The sequence below is a fragment of the Streptomyces sp. NPDC030296 genome, from assembly GCF_055572815.1.
In genome coordinates this window covers 136032-152818 of sequence record NZ_JBVICQ010000015.1, presented here as the reverse complement: position 1 = coordinate 152818, position 16787 = coordinate 136032, and the positions used below count along the sequence as shown (strand labels likewise).

Below are 16787 nucleotides of genomic sequence, written 5' to 3'. Positions count from 1 at the left end.
CTGTCACTGCTCCTGGTGATGCGGCCGGGTAGGGGGGAAGTCTGCGGTATCCGTGGTGTGTAGAGCGAGCGTGCGGTCCGCGTTGAGCCGTACGACGATGTGGCGGCGCCAGTCGGTGTCGTCGCGGTCGGCGTGGTCCTCGCGCCAGTGGCAGCCGCGGGTCTCCTCGCGCAGCCGGGCGGCGGCGACCAGGACGCGGGCCACGCACAGGAGGTTGGTGGTCTCCCAGGTGTCGACGCCGGGCTCGGCCGTCTTGCCGTTCTCGGCGAGTGCGTCGCGGGCCTCCGCGTGCAGCCGGTCCAGGGCCGCCGCGGCGGTCGCCAGGGAGGCCTCGGAACGCAGGACGCCGGCGCCGTCGGTCATGATCCGCTGGATCGCGAACCGTATCTCCGGGGCGAGCAGCGGGTGCGCGGGCTGCTCGGCGTACGGGACGGGCTGGGGCACGCGCGCGTGGAGGCCGTTCTCGGCGTGGGCGGCGGCGATGTCGGCGACGATGCGCTCGGCGTAGACCAGGCCCTCCAGGAGGGAGTTGGAGGCGAGCCGGTTGGCGCCGTGGACGCCGGTGCAGGCGACCTCGCCGCAGGCGTACAGGCCGGGGACGGTCGTACGGCCGTGGGAGTCGGTGCGGACGCCGCCGGAGGCGTAGTGGGCGGCCGGGGCGACCGGGATGGGCTCGGTGACGGGGTCGAGTCCGTTGGCGCGGCAGGCGGCGAGGATCGTGGGGAAGCGGTGCTCCCACATGTCGGCGCCGAAGTGCCGGGCGTCCAGGTACATGTGCTCGGCGCCCTGCTCCTGCATCCGGCGCATGATGCCCTTGGCGACGATGTCCCGGGGCGCGAGTTCGGCCAGCTCGTGCTGTCCGAGCATGAAGCGGGTGCCCGCGGCGTCGACCAGGTGGGCGCCCTCGCCGCGCACGGCCTCGGACACCAGCGGCTGCTGGCCCTCCGCGTCCGCGCCGAGGAACAGCACGGTGGGGTGGAACTGCACGAATTCGAGGTCGGAGACCTCGGCGCCCGCGCGCAGGGCGAGGGCCACGCCGTCGCCGGTGGACACGGACGGGTTGGTGGTGGCGGAGAACACCTGGCCCATGCCGCCGGTGGCGAGGACCACGGCGGGGGCGTGGACGGCTCCCACGCCGTCGTGCTGGCCCTCGCCCATGACGTGCAGGGTGACACCGGCGGTGCGGCCCTCGGCGTCCGTCAGGAGGTCCAGGACGAGCGCGTTCTCGACCGTACGAAGTCCACGCGCGCGTACCGCCTCGACGAGGGCCCGGGAGATCTCCGCCCCGGTGGCGTCGCCGCCCGCGTGGGCGATGCGGCGGCGGTGGTGGCCGCCCTCGCGGGTCAGCTCCAGGCCGCCTTCCTCGGACTCGTCGAAGTGGGCGCCGGTCGCGATGAGGCGGCGCACGGCGTCGGGGCCCTCCGTGACCAGGAGGCGTACGGCGTCCTCGTCGCACAGGCCGGCGCCCGCGACGAGGGTGTCGTCCAGGTGCTGTTCGGGGGTGTCGCCCTCGCCGAGTGCGGCGGCGATGCCGCCCTGGGCCCAGCGGGTGGAGCCGTCGTCGAGGCGGGCCTTGGTGACGACGACCGTGTCCAGGCCGGCGGCCTCGCAGCGCAGCGCTGCGGTGAGGCCGGCGACGCCGGAGCCGACGACGACCACGTCGGCGGCGATGGACCAGCCCGGTGCGGGCGCGTGCAGTCGTATGCCTGTGCTGCTCACGAGGCGGCTCCGAAGGTCAGCGGGATGTTGTCGATCAGCCGGGTCGTCCCCACCCGGGCCGCGACGGCGAGGACGGCTTCACCGGTGAAGTCGTCGGGGATGTCGGTGAAGTCGGACGGGTCCACCAGGGCCAGGTAGTCCAGTTCCAGTGGTGGCTTCATGCGCAGGGCCTCGTCGAGGACCAGCCGGGCGGCGGCGCGGACGGCGGCGGGGCCGCCGGGCGCGGCCTTGGCCATGGCGTGGGCGTCGGCGGCCGCGCGGGACTCGCCGAGCGCGCTGAGGGCCTCCGCACGCGCACGCGTGGCGGGCACTTCGCGGGCACGCGCGCGGAGCGCCTCCTGTGCGGCGTGCCGGTCCCGGCCCGCGAACAGGGCCTGGGAGAGGGCGAGGGCCGTGCGGCGTTCCTGGGCGGACAGGTAGCGGTTGCGGCTGGAGAGGGCCAGCCCGTCGGGTTCGCGGACGGTGGGGACGGCGACGACGTCCACGCCGAAGTTGAGGTCCCGGACCATGCGGCGGATCAGGGCGAGCTGCTGGGCGTCCTTCTGGCCGTAGAGCGCCACGTCGGGGCGGGTGAGGTGGAGCAGCTTGGCGACGACGGTGAGCATGCCGTCGAAGTGGCCGGGGCGGGAGGCGCCCTCCAGGCGTTCCCCCATGGGGCCGGCGGTGACGCGGACCTGGGGTTCGCCGCCCGGGTAGACCTCGTCGACGCCGGGCGCGAACACGACGTCGGCGCCGCACTGTTCGGCGAGCTTGACGTCGGCGTCCAGGGTGCGCGGATAGCGGTCGAGGTCCTCGCCCGCGCCGAACTGGAGGGGGTTCACGAAGACGGTGACGACGACCTCGCCCTCGGCTCCCGCGATCTCGCGGGCGGTGCGGACCAGCGTCGCGTGGCCCTCGTGCAGGGCGCCCATGGTCATCACGACGGCGCGGCGGCCCGCACGCGTGCGTGCGTGCAGTTCGTCGGCGGTGCGCAGCACGGTGGTGGTCATCCGGCGTTCCCTTCGGTCCCGGTGGTCCCGCCCGCTCCGTTCGCGAGTACCCCGAGGAGGTCCTCGGCGAGCTCCGGCTTCAGCAGGCCGTGGGCGAGGGCCCGGTCGGCGGTGGCGCGGGCCATCGCCAGATACCCGGCCACGGTGGCGGGGGCGTGCGCGCGCAGCTCGGCGATGTGCGCGGCGACCGTGCCCGCGTCCCCGCGCGCGACGGGGCCGGTGAGGGCCGCGTCCCCGGACCGCAGGGCGTTGTCGAGGGCGGCGCCGAGGAGCGGGCCGAGCATGCGGTCGGGGGCCGTGACGCCGGCCGTGCGCAGCAGCTCCATGGACTGGGCGACCAGGGTGACCAGGTGGTTGGCGCCGAGGGCGAGGGCCGCGTGGTAGAGCGGGCGGTTCGCCTCGGCGATCCACTCGGGCTCCCCGCCCATCTCGATCACCAGCGCCTCGGCGGCCAGCCGCAGCTCCTCGGGCGCCGTGACCCCGAACGAGCACCCGGCGAGCCGCTGCACGTCCACGGCGGTCCCGGTGAACGTCATCGCGGGGTGCAGCGCGAGGGGCAGCGCCCCGGCCCGCAGCGCCGGGTCCAGCACCTTCGCGCCGTACCGCCCGGAGGTGTGCACGAGCAGTTGCCCCGGCCGGACGGACCCGGTCTCTGCGAGGCCCTCCACGAGGCCCGGCAGGGCGTCGTCGGGGACGGTCAGCAGGACCAGGTCGGCGTGGCGCAGTACGTCGGCCGGGGGCATCAGCGGCACGTCGGGCAGCAGCTCGGCGGCGCGTCGCCGCGAGGCGTCGGAGACCCCCGACACGGCCACCGGGCGGTGTCCCGCGAGCTTCAGCGACGCGGCCAGCGCCGGGCCGACCCGGCCGGCACCCACGACGCCGACGGTGAGCCGCGCGGGGCGGTCCTTCGGCTCTGGTTGCTGAGATGTACTCACTCGCGGTGGCCTTCCCGTTCCAGTCCGCTCCGGGTACCGGACGATTTCTCGTCATGTTAACGCGATTGGTTCGGGGGTCGATCGGTTGTCCACAGGCTGTGGGTTTCCGCGTGGAATGTCCGCAGGTCACGGCGGTGTGAAATCCGTGTCCCCGGGGGGCGGGGCGCGGGATGATCAGGAAATGACTGACGCGGCGGAGCACACGACGGCACACGCGTACGGCGGGACGGACTCCGCGGCGGGGCCCGCGGCGGGCGAGGTGTCGGCGGAGCGGCCCGCGGCGGGCGAGGAGTCCGTGGCGAACGAGAAGCCTGAGGAGTCCTCGGCGATGTCGCGGTACCGGCGGTGGCTGATCGCGCACCGCGCGGCGGACCGGGTGCTGTCGCGGCCGGGTGCCCTCGGGACGGTCCGGGAGCGGCTGGCCGTGCTCGACGCGGCCGGGGACGTGTACGACCTGGACCGGTCGGCGGACATCTACGGCAACGGGGTCGTGGAGGCCCTGGAGGAGCGGACGGCCGCGCTGCTCGGCATGGAGGCCGCCGCCTTCTTCCCGACCGGCACCATGGCCCAGCAGGTGGCCCTGCGCTGCTGGGCGGCCCGGACCGGGAACCCGACCGTCGCGCTGCACGCGCTGTCCCACCCCGAGGTGCATGAACGGAACGCGTTCAGCCAGGTCAGCGGGTTGCGCACGGTCCGGCTGACGGGCGAGGCGCGGCAGCCGACCGCGGACGAGGTCGGCGGCCTCCCCGAGCCCTTCGGGACGCTGATGCTCGAACTGCCCCTCAAGGAGGCCGGGTTCGTCCTGCCGTCCTGGGAGGAGCTGACGGCGCTCACCGAGGCGGCACGCGAACGCGACGCGGTGGTCCACTTCGACGGGGCCCGCCTGTGGGAGTCCGTGACGCACCTCGGCCGCCCGGTGGACGAGATCGCGTCCCTCGCCGACAGCGTCTATGTCTCGTACTACAAGTCCCTCGACGCGTACGGCGGTGCCGCGATCGCCGGTCCCAGGGCGCTGGTCGAGGACCTGAAGACCTGGCGGCACCGGTACGGCGGCCAGCTGTTCCAGCAGTTCCCGACCGCCCTGTCGGCCCTGGTGGGGCTGGAGCGGGAGCTGCCCCGGCTGCCGGAGTACGTCCGCCACGCGCGCGTGGTCGCCGCCGCGCTGCGCGAGGGGTTCGCGCGGGCGGGGGTGCCGTGGGCGCGCGTGCACCCCGAGGTGCCGCACACGCAGGAGTTCCAGGTGTGGCTGCCGTACGACGTCGACGTCGTCTCGGAGGCCTCGGTCCGGCAGGGCGAGGAGACGGGGACGCTGCTGTTCGCCCGCGCCTGGGACAGGGGCGGGCCGGGACTGGCCGTCACCGAGGTGGAGGTACGGGCGGCGGGGCTGGAGTGGACGGCGCGGGACGTACGGCGGGCGGTGGCGGGCTTCGTGGAGCAGGTGAGGGCGGTGCTCGGGGCGTAGCCGGTGGAGGCCCTGCTCGCCGGGCGGCCGCGCCGGGGGTGTTGTCAGTGGTCGGGTGCACCATGTGGTCATGAGCGTGCGCATCGACATCACGGGGCTGCGGCCGGAGCGGGTGGCCTTCGTCCCCTCCCCCCTGGCCGAACTCGGCATGGCGCTGCACGTGCTGGCCGAGCCGGGGCACCATCCGGGGTCCCAGGGCTGGGTGACGGGGGTGACCGCCCGGCTCGATCCGCATCTCGCGGACCGGATGTGCGAGGCGGACTTCCTGTGGCGTACGACGTTCTCGGACCTGTTCATGCCGTTCGCCGGCGTCCCCGGCCGGGACACTCTCCCCGGCGGGACGCTCGCCGAGGAGCTGGACCTGCTCGACAAGCTGACGGACGACCAGTTCGTGGACGCGGGGATGGAGTTCGTCTGCACCCCGGGGTACGACTCGCGGAAGCGGGACGTGCTGTCCGACCCGGAGACGCGCCGGCTCGCCCTGGAGCTGGCCGCCGCGCGAGGGCCGCGGCAGCTGCGGTTCGCGCAGCGGCTGCTGGCTGACCCGCCGGCCGTGCGGGCCTGGCTGCGGCAGTTCCTGGAGGACTGCGACGAGGCGTTCTTCGCCGAGACGTGGTCCCGGCTGGGCCACACCCTCGCCGGGGACGCCCGCCACAAGACGGAGCTGCTGCGGCACAAGGGCCTGACCGAGGCGCTGGGCGCCGTGTCCCCGTCGATCGCCCACGACGAGGCGGCGGCCCGGATCACCGTCGACAAGCTGGTCGAGAGCCGGACGGCCACGGAGGACGGGGGCCTGCTCCTGGTACCGACCAGTCTGGGCCGGCCCCACCTCACCGTCCTGCACCGGTTCGGCTGGCAGCCGGTCCTCCAGTACCCGGTCGGTGCCGCCGAGCCCGCCGCGCCGCCGTCGGTCGAGCAGCTCGCCCTGCGCATGACCGCCCTGTCGCACCCCGTCCGGATGCGCCTGTGCCGCAACCTCGCCCGCAGCGCGTACACCACGGGCGAGCTGGCGCAGATGCTGGGCATGACGGCACCGGAGATATCCCGGCACCTCGCCGTCCTGAAGAAGGCGGACCTCCTGACGACCCGTCGCCGCGGCCGGTACGTCCTGCACCAGCTGGACGTGGCGGTGGTGGCCCGCCTCGGCAGCGACTTCCTGGAAGGGGTCCTGCGGTAGGCGGGATGATCCAGGGCCTGTCGTGTGGATCATGCCGGCTTCGGGCTACGGCACCTTGACGACCTGGGTGCGTGCCAAGCCCCGCGGCCCAGGCATGATCCAAACGACAGGCCCTGGCCGAACAGGCGGGCGACCCGCGCCGGGCCCCGTCTCCGGCGACCGCGACCGAGGAGAGCAGGCGCACCATGCGATGGACCGTTCACGGCGAGCACACGCTGCACGACACCCCCTGGGTGCGGCTGAGATCGCTGGACGTGACCCAGCCGGACGGCACCCGCACCGACTACCACGTCGTCAGACTGCGCGATGTCGCCGTGACGGCGGCCGTGGACGACCGGCGCCGCGTGCTGATGATGTGGCGCCACCGCTTCGTCACCGACACCTGGGCCTGGGAGCTGCCCATGGGGCTGGTCGAGGACGGTGAGAGCCCGGAGGCCGCGGCCGCCCGCGAGTTGGAGGAGGAGACGGGGTGGCGTCCGGGGACGATGCGGGAGCTGATCCACGCGCAGCCGGCGGCCGGGATCATGGACTCGCGGCACTTCGTGTTCCGTACGGACGACGCCCGGCACATCGGTGGGCCTACGGAACGCAACGAGTCGGACGAACTGGCGTGGATTCCGCTGGCCGACGTCCCCGGCATGATCGGCCGACGCGAGATCGTCAGCAGCGCCACACTCGTGGGCGTCATGGCGCTCCTGCTGCACGGGACGGCGACCTGACCCACCCGCCCGGGAACGTGCCGGGGCCGGACCGCGACTGACCTCGGCCCTGCGGGGCCGGACCGCGACTGACCTCGCCCTGTGGAGCCGGCCTCAGCCCTGCCGGGTGCCGAACTGCCGGGTGCCAGCGGCGATCCGGCGTTTCAGCTCCAGCGCGGCGGTGATGTCCTGGCGGGTGAACCGGGTGGGGTCCTTCGCGTACATCTCCTGTCCGAGCCGCGAGATGAACCTGTCCTCGGGGACGCGGTCGGCGTGCTCCGGAAGGAACTTGGCGACCTCCTCCAGCGCGGCGATCGCATAAGCGGTGGCCGCTCCGATGGCCCGGTGCTCGGCGAGCGGCGCGCTCAGCAGCCGCAGCCCGGACTCGGTCGACACCTGGTCGGCGACCCACAGGAACTCGCCGGGGTCGAGGATGCGCGAGGGCTCGGCGCCGCCGAACGCGGGCGGCTCCGGCGCCCGGTCGTCGGACAGCGCGAACTCGAACACGCGGGTCGTCCCGCACGCGGGGCAGACCCCCTCGTACACGCTGACGACTGCCCCGTCCCGCTCCTCCAGCCGGTGCTGCCGGTCGAACCCCGCCGCCCCGCACGCACAGGCACGCAGGTCCATGTACAGGTGCGCTTCTTGGGCCGAACGGGCGATCAACATGCCATCATCCTACGTGAATCATGGCGCTGATCAGGGGGGATGCAGTGGAATCGGGTGCGGAGAGGCGGTTGCTCGCTGAGGCCGAGGCCGCGTTGCCCGCGGTGCTGCGGGACCTACGGCCCGGCCTGTTGACCGGTGTGTCCGCGGTCGAGCAGGACGGCCGGCGCTTCTTCGAGCTCGGCACCACGGCCGGCGACAGAATCGAACTGCGCCTGGACACGGCGGCCCTGCCGCAACCGCTGCTGGCGCGCACCTTCACCAACACCACGACCGACCGGTACGTCGTGCAGCTCGCCGACACCCTGCGCCCGGAGCTGGCCGGGCAGGTGCTCTCCCGTGAGGTCGGGGAGCTGCTGGCGGTGCGGGACCGGGCCACCGTCGGCGCGCGGGTGCCCCTGGACAGTCTGCTGACCCCCGGCGCGACGCTGCCGGCGCATCCGGAGCTGTCCGACGCTGACCGGGGCCGGGCCGAGGAGTTCAACTACCTGGCGGGCCGGATGAACGACGCGGAGCTGGGCGCGGCGGAGCGTCTCGACGCCCGTCACCGGTTCTCGGAGCTGGTCGACGAGTCGGGGCTGCGGCCCAGGTCTCCGGTCACGGACGCGGGTCACGCGATCGAGCTGTACGCGGCCGACATCCGCCAGGACGTCGTACGGCCCCTGCTGCGGGCGGGGGCGCGCGAGGCCATGGCGGACCTCGCGCAGCCGGTGGAGCGCCTGGACGCCGCGGACGCCCGCGCGGTCGTCGAGGCGCGGGCGGCGCGGACCGCCGAGGGGGCGGCCCCGGTGGTTCCGCCGGGATTCACCATGCCGGGGCTACGGCCCGACGGCTCGCCCCTGCCGCGGGCGGAACTGGACCGGGCGGCGGCGGAGGCAGCCGAGCGGCGGACGTCGCTCAGCGGCCGCACGCTGGAGGAGCTGCGCGCCCGGCAGGCGGCACTGCCCGAGGGCCGGCACCCGCAGTACGAGCTCATGATCGGAGGGGGTGCGGCCCTCGCGGCGCGCTCCCCGGAGATGCTGCTCGTGGACGCGAGGGGGCGCTGGCACGTCGACCCCATCGAGGCGATCGTCCAGTCCGCCGACCAGGTGCGGCATCTGCGGCAGAGCGGCATGGGCGACCCGTACCAGTTCGCCGACCCGCAGCAGCGCGTGCCGCTGCCGGCGCTGCGGCTCTGGGAGGACACCGCCGCGGTCCGCGGTCCGCTCGTCGACGGGCGGGCGGAGCTCCGGGTCGGCGCCGAGGGCCGGCTCCTCGCCGAGATCAGTCCGGCGGACGGATCGGATCCGGTGACGGTGGAGGTCAAGGGGTCCCCGCTCATCGCGACCGGTGTCCCGCCCGAGATCGTCCCGGGGGCCGACCGTCAGGCGCCGACCGTGCCCGAGGCGACCGAGCGTCTGGCCGACGGCCTCGCCGCGCTCGGCGCCCCGGAGGCCGCCGCGGCCCGCGACCGGCTGCTCGCCCTGCCCGAGGGCCAGGACCGAGCCGCGGCCTCCCTCGCCGTGCTCGCCGACGCGGGCGTCTCCGACAGCCTCTCGGCGTCGGCGGATCCCCGGGTGGCCGGGGCGATGGAGACCCTGCGGGCGACGGCCGCGTGGGAGGAGGCCCGTGCCGCGGCGCCCGGACGCGTCCTGATGGGCGACGAGGTGGGAGACGGTGACTACGACCCCTCCGTCGCCAAGGACTGGGTCATCGCCGGAGTGGGCGGCGCCGCCATCGCCAACGCCGAGATCATCCTGCAGGCCCGCCCCGACAGCCGGGTCTTCATGGTCGGCAAGGACGCGCCGTTCGTGCTGCACAACGACGCCCAGTACACCGCGCTGCGCGCCAAGCACGACGCCGAGTACGGCGGCGACGGCCGCCTCGTGACGTTCTCCGGCCGCTATCTCGGGGCGGTCGGCACGGTGACCGCGCCGGACGGCCGGGTGCGTCTCGCGGCGCTGGACAGTTCGGGCAGGTCACTCGGGGTGGAGGGCGACGCCTATGTGGCGTGCCTGGGGCGGGTCTCCCGTCTGCCGCACGCCGTGGACTCCGTCGAGTCGTGGGCGCGGTCGGCGGGCGGGGAGGTCCGCGGCGAGCTGCGCTTCGACAAGGACCGCCAGTACCTCGGCTACCGCCTTGAGTTCGAGGCGCACGGGCAGCGCCACGCGTGCGATGTGACGGGGGCCGCCTCGCGCATGCTTCCCACCCATGTCTTCGGCCGCGAGGACACGGCACGGCTCGCGGTTCTCAACAACAAGACGACTCCGCCGGAGAGCGGCAATGTCGCCGCGGGTTTCATGGCGACCGCCCTCCAGGGCAGCCACCTGGCCCGACACACCGCCGCCGAGCGCGCACACCGGCAGGGGCCGCCCTCGGCCGCCGGGTCGAACGCGACGGCCGGGGCTGCCGGTTCGGGAGACGCCCAGCGTGCCGCCAGCGCCGCGGCCCGATCCCGCTCGGCACCCCGGACGACACCGGGCCAGAACCGACCCACGGCCCCCGGCCCGGCCGTGCCGCCACCGCATCTGCGCAACCGTCCGGGGCCCGAGCCCGGTCGCGGCCGGGGTCCGGGCGCCTGACGAACGCGGAGGTCGCCGTCGGCGGTCGCCGATCCCGGCGCCACCGACTCGGCGACGCCCCGGGCGACCGCGCCGTCCCGCTCCTCCCGACGGCGGCGGTCCGCCTGTCAGCCGTGGCCGCCGGCCCGTACCAGTCCCGTCTCGTAGGCGAGGACGACGACCTGGACGCGGTCGCGCAGGCCCAGCTTGGTGAGGATGCGGCCGACGTGGGTCTTGACCGTGGCCTCGGACAGGACGAGACGGGCGGCGATCTCGCCGTTGGAGAGGCCCTGGGCGACGAGGATCATCACCTCGCGTTCGCGTTCGGTGAGCCGCTCCAGCTCCTTGTGCTCGGGGTCGGCGGCACCCGGCAGCAGCGGCGCGAACCGGTCGAGCAGCCGCCGGGTGGTGGAGGGCGCCACGACGGCGTCGCCGCTGTGCACGGAACGGATCGCGGCCAGCAGTTCACCGGGCGGCACGTCCTTGAGCATGAAGCCCGAGGCGCCCGCCTTCAGCCCGGAGAACGCGTACTCGTCGAGGTCGAAGGTGGTCAGGATGAGCACCTTCGGCGGGTTCGGCTCGGCGCAGATCCGGCGGGTCGCCTCGACACCGTCCAGCTTCGGCATCCGGACGTCCATGAGGACCACGTCCACGGCCGTCGACCGCACCACCTGGAGCGCCTCGACGCCGTCGCCCGCCTCGGCCACGACCTCCATGTCCGGCTGGGCCGCCAGCACCATCCGGAACCCGGTGCGCAGCAGCACCTGGTCGTCGACGAGCATTACGCGGATCGCCATCGGGGTCCTCTTCCGTGTCCGTGGGGTGTCGTCCGGTGCCGTCCGTGACAGGTGTCAGCCGGTGGCACGGCCATGTCAGTGTGCGGGCTTGAGCGGCAGGAGTGCGCTGATACGGAAGCCGCCACCGGGCCGGGGACCCGCGTCGAGCGTGCCGCCGACCATACCGACGCGCTCACGCATCCCGATCAGCCCGTGCCCCTGACCGTCGACGCCGCCCTCCTCGTACAGCTCGTGCGGGGCGCCCTTGCCGTCGTCCTCGACGAGCAGACCGAGCCCGTCGTCGAAGTACACCAGCCGGACGCTCGCACCCGCGTTCGGGCCGCCGTGCTTGCGGGTGTTGGTCAGCGCCTCCTGCACGATGCGGTACGCCGTCAGCTCCACACCGCTGGGCAGCGGGCGCGGGGTGCCCTCGATCTTGAAGTCGACGGGCAGACCCGCCGTACGGCACTGCTCCACGAGGTCGTCGATCTGCTCGACGTCCGGCTGCGGCACGTACTCGCCGACCTCCTGGTGCTCGCCGGTGCGCAGGACGCCCAGCAGGCGGCGCATCTCGGCGAGGGCCTGGCGGCCGGTGGAGGAGATGGTCTCCAGGGCCTTCTTCGCCTGGTCGGGGGCGGCGTCCAGAACATAGGCGGCACCGTCGGCCTGGACGACCATCACCGACACGTTGTGCGCGACGACGTCGTGCAGCTCCCGGGCGATCCGGGCGCGCTCGGCGGCGACCGCGACCTTGGCCTGCGCCTCGCGCTCCTTCTCCAGGCGGGCGGCGCGCTCCTCCAGCTGCGCGAAGTACGCCCGGCGGGTGCGCAGCGAGTCGCCGAGCACCCAGGCGAGAGCGAACGGCACCGTCAGGATGATCGCGAGCACGGCGTTGCCCAGCATGCCCGTCTGGTCCTCGGCCCACCGCATCTGCGCCAGGGGCGCGGCACAGAGACCTCCGGCCAGGGCGAACCGGGAGGCCCAGCGGGCGCCGTTCGCGGCGACCGTGTAGATGATCACCAGCATCGCGAAGTCGGCCGCGATCCTCGGCACGTCGAAGATCAGCTGGGCGATGCCCGCGGCGGCGGCCAGCACCAGCATCTTCTCCGGCATCCGGCGCCGCAGGGCGACCGAGAGGCAGAGCGCCAGGGCGATCGGCACGAGCGCGGCCTCGTTCATGCTCTCCGCGTAGTCACTGTCGATCGGTCCGCCGACCAGGGACATCCCGAGCAGGACGACGGCCCAGAAGCTGTCGACCCATGTCGGGTGCCTGCGGAGGAAGTCATAGAGGCGCTGCACGTAACCCAGCGTAGGGAAGCGCGCGGCACAGCGGGGTCAACCGGAGGGTCGATCCATGACAGGGCCAAGTACTCCCCAAGGTGGAGGCGGCATAGCCTCGGGCGGCGAGGGATCACCGGGACGTCGGGAGGGTTGCGTGGTTCACGACCGCGGGTCGGCGGAGGCCGGCCGCTCCGCCGCGCCGGATCCGCACGGGTCAGTGCCTCCCGCCCCCGGCGGGGCGGGCCCCTGGCTGCCGTGGCGTGCCGCCGCCGAGGAGGCCCTGTACGGGGCCCACGGCTTCTACCGGCGGCCGGAGGGGCCCGCCGGGCACTTCCGGACCTCCGTGCACGCGTCCGCGCTCTACGCGGGCGCGGTGGCACGGCTGCTGTGCCGGGTCGACGCGGCGCTGGGGCACCCCCGCGAACTGGCGTTCGTGGACATGGGCGCGGGACGGGGCGAGCTGAGCGCCGGGGTCCTGGCGGCGCTCCCCGCGGAGGTGGCGGCCCGCACGCGCGCGTACGCCGTCGAGATCGCCGACCGGCCGGACGGCCTCGATCACCGCATCGAGTGGTGCGCCGAACGGCCGGAGCGGGTCACCGGGCTGCTGTTCGCCAACGAGTGGCTGGACAACGTGCCGGTGGACGTGGTGGAGGTGGACGCGGCGGGCACGCCCCGGCTGGTCCTCGTCCGGGCGGACGGCCGGGAACGGCTCGGGGAGCCGGTCGGCGGCGAGGAGGCGGCCTGGCTGGAGCGGTGGTGGCCGGTGGCCGGGGAGGAGGGGCTGCGGGCCGAGATCGGGCTGCCCCGGGACCGTGCCTGGGCCGCGGCCGTCGCGGGCGTCGAGCGGGGGCTCGCGGTCGCCGTCGACTACGCGCACCTCGCGGACGCCCGGCCGCCCTTCGGGACGCTCACCGGCTTCCGTGAGGGCCGGGAGACGGCGCCCCTGCCGGACGGTTCCCGCGACATCACCGCCCACGTCGCCCTGGACGCCTGCGCGCTGCCGGGCGCGCGGCTGCTGACCCAGCGGGACGCGCTACGGGCCCTCGGCGTCACCGCCGGCCGCCCGCCGCTGTCGCTGGCGACCACGGACCCCACCGCCTACGTGCGCGCCCTCGCGGGCGCCGGCGAGGCCGCCGAACTCACCGCGCCGGGCGGGCTCGGCGACTTCGGCTGGCTGATCCAGCCGGTGGGCATCCCCCACCCGCTCGGGGAGGGCGACACGGGGCACGGCACGGGGCACGACACGGGGCACGACACGGGGCACGACACGGAGTAGACGAGCCGGATGCCTACTTGTCGATGTCCCCCACCACGAAGAACATCGACCCCAGGATCGCCACCATGTCGGCCACCAGGGTCCCCGGCAGCAGTTCGGTGAGGGCCTGGATGTTGTTGTAGGACGCCGAGCGCAGCTTCAGCCGGTACGGGGTCTTCTCGCCCTTGCTGACGAGGTAGTAGCCGTTGATGCCGAGGGGGTTCTCGGTCCAGGCGTAGGTGTGGCCCTCGGGCGCCTTGAGGACCTTGGGCAGGCGCTGGTTGATCGGCCCGGGCGGCAGTTCGGCGAGCCGGTCCAGGCAGGCGTCGGCGAGGGCGAGGGAGACATGGGTCTGCTCCAGCAGGCACTCGAAGCGGGCGAGGCAGTCGCCCTCCTCACGGGTGACGACCTTGAGGACGTCCTGGAGCTCCCCGTACGCCAGATACGGCTCGTCGCGCCGCAGGTCGAAGTCGACACCGGAGGCGCGGGCGATCGGCCCGCTCACCCCGTACGCGTGCACGACCTCCGCGGACAGGACGCCCACGTCCCGGGTGCGGCCCCGGAAGATCTCGTTGCCGAGGACGAGGTCGTCGAAGACACCCATGCGGGAGCGGACGTCCGCGACGGCGGCACGCGCGCGTGCGGTCCAGCCGGCCGGGAGGTCCTCCTTGAGGCCGCCGACGCGGTTGAACATGTAGTGCATGCGCCCGCCGGAGATCTCCTCCATGACGTTCTGGAGCTCCTCGCGCTCCCGGAACGCGTAGAACACGGCGGTGATGCCGCCGAGCTCCAGCGGATACGAGCCGAGGAACATCAGATGGTTCAGGACCCGGTTCAGCTCGGCGAGGAGCGTACGCATCCACACCGCCCGCTCCGGAACCTCCATGCCGAGCATGCGTTCGACGCCGAGGACGACGCCCAGCTCGTTCGAGAAGGCGGAGAGCCAGTCGTGGCGGTTGGCGAGCATGATGATCTGGCGGTAGTCGCGCGCCTCGAACAGCTTCTCCGCGCCGCGGTGCATATAGCCGATCACCGGCTCCGCGTGCGTGATGCGCTCGCCGTCGAGGACGAGCCGCAGGCGCAGCACACCGTGCGTCGACGGGTGCTGCGGTCCGATGTTCAGCACCATGTCCGTGCTCTCGGCGGCACCGCCGATACCGACCGTCGTCTGTCTGGTCTCCGTCGGAGGAGTCATGGACACAGTCTGTCGTACGTACGCTGGCGGAATGGAGACGGGGACCGTGGAGGACGGCGCCGAGCGGGCGCAGGGTGAGCCGGTGTGGACGGGACTGCCGCGCGGGCTGCTTCGGATGAGACGACTGCTGCTGGTGGTGTGGCTGGGCCTGATCGCCATCGCCACGGGCGTGCTGCTGGGCTGGCTGGCGGGGCCCGGCTGGGCGGCGTTCGCGCTGCTGCCGCTGGGCCTGCTGCTGTGGGGCTGGCCGCTGCTGGGGCGCAACTGGCGCTCCTGGCGGTATGCCGAACGGGCCGACGACCTGCTGATCAGTCGGGGGGTGCTGTGGCGTGAGGAGACCGTCGTTCCGTACGGGCGCATGCAGTTGGTCGAGGTGACGTCCGGGCCGGTGGAACGGCACTTCGGGCTGGCGAGCGTCCAGCTCCACACGGCCGCTGCCGCCACCGACGCCCGGATCCCCGGCCTCGACCCCGAGGAGGCGGAACGCCTCCGCGACCGGCTGACCCAACTGGGCGAGGCCCGATCGGCGGGGCTGTGACCGTGCCGACGCCGGGCGCCGACGACGCCATGAGCACCACGAGGAACACGACACCGGAACAGCGGACGGCGGGCGAGCACCGGACGGCGGGCGAGCGGCAGCCGGCAGCGGAACATCAAGCGGCTGCGGAGGATCGGGCGGACATCGCCGGGGAGATCTCCGGTGGGCCGGCGGCCGTCGTGGAGCAGCGGCTGCATCCGGTGACACCGCTGCGGCGGGCCTGGGCGCCGGTGGCGGTGGTCATCGGCTGGGCGGTGCACGATCCCGACGGAGCGCAGCGGCAGCTCACCCGGCTGGACCCGTCCACCCTCCTGATCGGGCTGGCCGTGCTGGTACCGGCCGCCGCCCTGTACGGCTTCCTGACCTGGTGGTTCACCCACTTCGCGGTGACCGAGAGCGAACTGCGCATCCGTACCGGCCTGTTGTTCCGCCGGACCGCGCACATCCGCCTCGAACGGATCCAGGCCGTCGACGTCACCCGCCCCCTGCTGGCCCGCATCGCGGGCGTCGCGAAACTCCGGCTCGACGTCGTCGGGACCGACAAGAAGGACGAGCTGGCGTACCTCGGCGAGGGCACCGCCCGCGCGCTGCGCGCCGAACTCCTCGCCCGCGCCGCCGGGTTCGCCCCCGACACCGCGCAGGACGTGGGCGAGGCGCCGGAACGGCAGCTGCTGAAGGTCCCGCCGGGCGTCCTGGCCGTCTCCCTGGTGCTCACCGGCGCCACCTGGGGGACCCTGCTGGCCGCGGTCGTCGTGCCCTCGGTGCTGTGGATCGCCACGGAGAGCCTGTGGACGGTCCTCGCGACGGCGCTGCCGCTGCTCGGCGCGGCCGGGGCGAGCAGTGTGGGCCGGTTCGTCGGCGAGTACGACTGGACGGTGGGCGAGTCCCCGGACGGCCTCCGCATCGACCACGGGCTCCTCGACCGCGCGCACGAGACGGTGCCGCCCGGACGCGTGCAGACCGTACGCATCGTCGAACCGCTGCTGTGGCGGCGGCGCGGATGGGTACGGGTCGAGCTGGACGTGGCCGGGTCCTCGAACTCCGTGCTCATCCCGGTCGCCCCGCGCGAGGTCGCCGAGTCGGTGATCGCCCGGGTGCTGCCGGGGGCGCACGTGCCGGACACGGCGACCCTCGTACGGCCGCCGGCACGGGCGCGGTGGTGCGTGCCGCTGTGGTGGAACGGGTACGGGCTCACCGTCACCGACACGGTGTTCGCCGCCCGGCAGGGGCTGCTCCGCAGACAGCTGGCCCTGGTGCCGCACGCCAAGGTCCAGAGCGTACGGCTGGCGCAGGGGCCCTGGGAGCGGTTCAAGCACGTCGCCGACGTCCATGTCGACACCGGGGCGAACAAGACGGTCACCGCCCGCCTCCGCGACGCCACCGAGGCGGCCGCGCTCCTGCACGCCCAGGCGGAACGCTCCCGAACGGGACGGCGGGAGGCGCTGCCGGACAGGTGGATGGCGTAGGGCCCCGGGGGACGGACCACGAAGGCCGAACGCCGGGAACACCGAGGCCGCCCAGCGCGTGGCATGGGCGGCCTCGGTGTTCCCGGCCCC

14 protein-coding genes are annotated in these 16787 nt (G+C 74.1%); 7 read left to right on the top strand and 7 right to left on the bottom strand.

Going from position 1 to position 16787, the window contains the following annotated elements:
- Nucleotides 1-3 precede the first annotated feature (3 nt).
- Genes ACZ4Z3_RS34800 through ACZ4Z3_RS34790 form a run of 3 tightly spaced genes read right to left on the bottom strand, consistent with a single transcriptional unit; the run spans nucleotide 4 to nucleotide 3643 of the window.
- On the bottom strand, nucleotides 4-1719 hold the full coding sequence (locus ACZ4Z3_RS34800; protein ID WP_468504793.1) for an L-aspartate oxidase: 1716 nt from the start codon (nucleotides 1717-1719) through the stop codon (nucleotides 4-6).
- Nucleotides 1716-2708, bottom strand: a complete 993-nt coding sequence (panC, locus tag ACZ4Z3_RS34795) for a pantoate--beta-alanine ligase (RefSeq protein WP_468504792.1) — start codon at nucleotides 2706-2708, stop codon at nucleotides 1716-1718. Before panC ends, ACZ4Z3_RS34800 begins: the two co-directional genes overlap by 4 nt.
- Nucleotides 2705-3643: a Rossmann-like and DUF2520 domain-containing protein gene (locus ACZ4Z3_RS34790; protein WP_468504791.1), complete on the bottom strand. Its 939-nt coding sequence runs from the start codon at nucleotides 3641-3643 to the stop codon at nucleotides 2705-2707. The genes panC and ACZ4Z3_RS34790 overlap by 4 nt, the downstream gene beginning before the upstream one ends.
- Nucleotides 3644-3971: 328 nt before the next feature.
- Between ACZ4Z3_RS34790 and ACZ4Z3_RS34785 the strand changes: the two genes are divergently transcribed.
- From ACZ4Z3_RS34785 to ACZ4Z3_RS34775, 3 genes are all read left to right on the top strand, one after another.
- Nucleotides 3972-5105, top strand: a complete 1134-nt coding sequence (locus ACZ4Z3_RS34785) for a threonine aldolase family protein (protein WP_468504826.1) — start codon at nucleotides 3972-3974, stop codon at nucleotides 5103-5105.
- A gap of 70 nt (nucleotides 5106-5175) precedes the next feature.
- Nucleotides 5176-6282, top strand: coding sequence for a DUF5937 family protein (locus tag ACZ4Z3_RS34780; RefSeq protein ID WP_468504790.1), 1107 nt, complete (start codon nucleotides 5176-5178; stop codon nucleotides 6280-6282).
- A 185-nt stretch (nucleotides 6283-6467) separates the two neighbouring features.
- Nucleotides 6468-7001: an NUDIX hydrolase gene (locus ACZ4Z3_RS34775; protein ID WP_468504789.1), complete on the top strand. Its 534-nt coding sequence runs from the start codon at nucleotides 6468-6470 to the stop codon at nucleotides 6999-7001.
- A 93-nt stretch (nucleotides 7002-7094) separates the two neighbouring features.
- Here ACZ4Z3_RS34775 and ACZ4Z3_RS34770 read toward each other — a convergent pair whose 3' ends face one another.
- Nucleotides 7095-7649: a hypothetical protein gene (locus ACZ4Z3_RS34770; RefSeq protein WP_468504788.1), complete on the bottom strand. Its 555-nt coding sequence runs from the start codon at nucleotides 7647-7649 to the stop codon at nucleotides 7095-7097.
- Between the two features lie 68 nt (nucleotides 7650-7717).
- Here ACZ4Z3_RS34770 and ACZ4Z3_RS34765 point away from each other — a divergent pair, with 68 nt between their 5' ends.
- Nucleotides 7718-10207 carry a hypothetical protein gene (locus tag ACZ4Z3_RS34765; protein WP_468504787.1) on the top strand — a complete coding sequence of 830 codons (2490 nt, stop codon included), beginning with the start codon at nucleotides 7718-7720 and terminating at the stop codon, nucleotides 10205-10207.
- Nucleotides 10208-10314: 107 nt separating this feature from the next.
- Here the strand turns inward: ACZ4Z3_RS34765 and ACZ4Z3_RS34760 are convergent, their stop codons facing one another.
- Together ACZ4Z3_RS34760 and ACZ4Z3_RS34755 are read right to left on the bottom strand one after the other, a co-directional pair.
- Entirely contained in the window at nucleotides 10315-10983 is a 669-nt protein-coding gene (locus ACZ4Z3_RS34760) for a response regulator transcription factor (RefSeq protein ID WP_468504786.1), read from the bottom strand.
- A 75-nt stretch (nucleotides 10984-11058) separates the two neighbouring features.
- A complete protein-coding gene (locus ACZ4Z3_RS34755; RefSeq protein WP_468504785.1) occupies nucleotides 11059-12261 on the bottom strand; it encodes a sensor histidine kinase in 1203 nt (400 codons plus the stop codon).
- A gap of 136 nt (nucleotides 12262-12397) precedes the next feature.
- Here ACZ4Z3_RS34755 and ACZ4Z3_RS34750 point away from each other — a divergent pair, with 136 nt between their 5' ends.
- Complete coding sequence (locus tag ACZ4Z3_RS34750) at nucleotides 12398-13519, top strand: SAM-dependent methyltransferase (protein ID WP_468504784.1); 1122 nt, start codon at nucleotides 12398-12400, stop codon at nucleotides 13517-13519.
- 13 nt (nucleotides 13520-13532) lie between these two features.
- On the opposite strand, the gene ACZ4Z3_RS34745 is transcribed toward ACZ4Z3_RS34750, so the two are convergent.
- A complete protein-coding gene (locus ACZ4Z3_RS34745; RefSeq protein ID WP_468504783.1) occupies nucleotides 13533-14693 on the bottom strand; it encodes an NADH-quinone oxidoreductase subunit D in 1161 nt (386 codons plus the stop codon).
- A 31-nt stretch (nucleotides 14694-14724) separates the two neighbouring features.
- Here ACZ4Z3_RS34745 and ACZ4Z3_RS34740 point away from each other — a divergent pair, with 31 nt between their 5' ends.
- Both ACZ4Z3_RS34740 and ACZ4Z3_RS34735 read left to right on the top strand, forming a co-directional pair.
- Nucleotides 14725-15231, top strand: a complete 507-nt coding sequence (locus tag ACZ4Z3_RS34740; protein ID WP_468504782.1) for a PH domain-containing protein — start codon at nucleotides 14725-14727, stop codon at nucleotides 15229-15231.
- A complete protein-coding gene (locus ACZ4Z3_RS34735; protein WP_468504781.1) occupies nucleotides 15228-16697 on the top strand; it encodes a PH domain-containing protein in 1470 nt (489 codons plus the stop codon). The genes ACZ4Z3_RS34740 and ACZ4Z3_RS34735 overlap by 4 nt, the downstream gene beginning before the upstream one ends.
- The last annotated feature ends 90 nt before the right edge of the window (nucleotides 16698-16787 follow it).

Excerpts from the sequence above, each read along its gene's own strand:
- panC (WP_468504792.1), bottom strand. The coding sequence starts at position 2,708 with ATGACCACCACCGTGCTGCGCACCGCCGACGAACTGCACGCACGCACG.
- ACZ4Z3_RS34785 (WP_468504826.1), top strand. The coding sequence starts at position 3,972 with ATGTCGCGGTACCGGCGGTGGCTGATCGCGCACCGCGCGGCGGACCGG.
- ACZ4Z3_RS34780 (WP_468504790.1), top strand. The coding sequence starts at position 5,176 with ATGAGCGTGCGCATCGACATCACGGGGCTGCGGCCGGAGCGGGTGGCC.
- ACZ4Z3_RS34775 (WP_468504789.1), top strand. The coding sequence starts at position 6,468 with ATGCGATGGACCGTTCACGGCGAGCACACGCTGCACGACACCCCCTGG.
- ACZ4Z3_RS34770 (WP_468504788.1), bottom strand. The coding sequence starts at position 7,649 with ATGTTGATCGCCCGTTCGGCCCAAGAAGCGCACCTGTACATGGACCTG.
- ACZ4Z3_RS34760 (WP_468504786.1), bottom strand. The coding sequence starts at position 10,983 with ATGGCGATCCGCGTAATGCTCGTCGACGACCAGGTGCTGCTGCGCACC.
- ACZ4Z3_RS34745 (WP_468504783.1), bottom strand. The coding sequence starts at position 14,693 with ATGACTCCTCCGACGGAGACCAGACAGACGACGGTCGGTATCGGCGGT.
- ACZ4Z3_RS34740 (WP_468504782.1), top strand. The coding sequence starts at position 14,725 with ATGGAGACGGGGACCGTGGAGGACGGCGCCGAGCGGGCGCAGGGTGAG.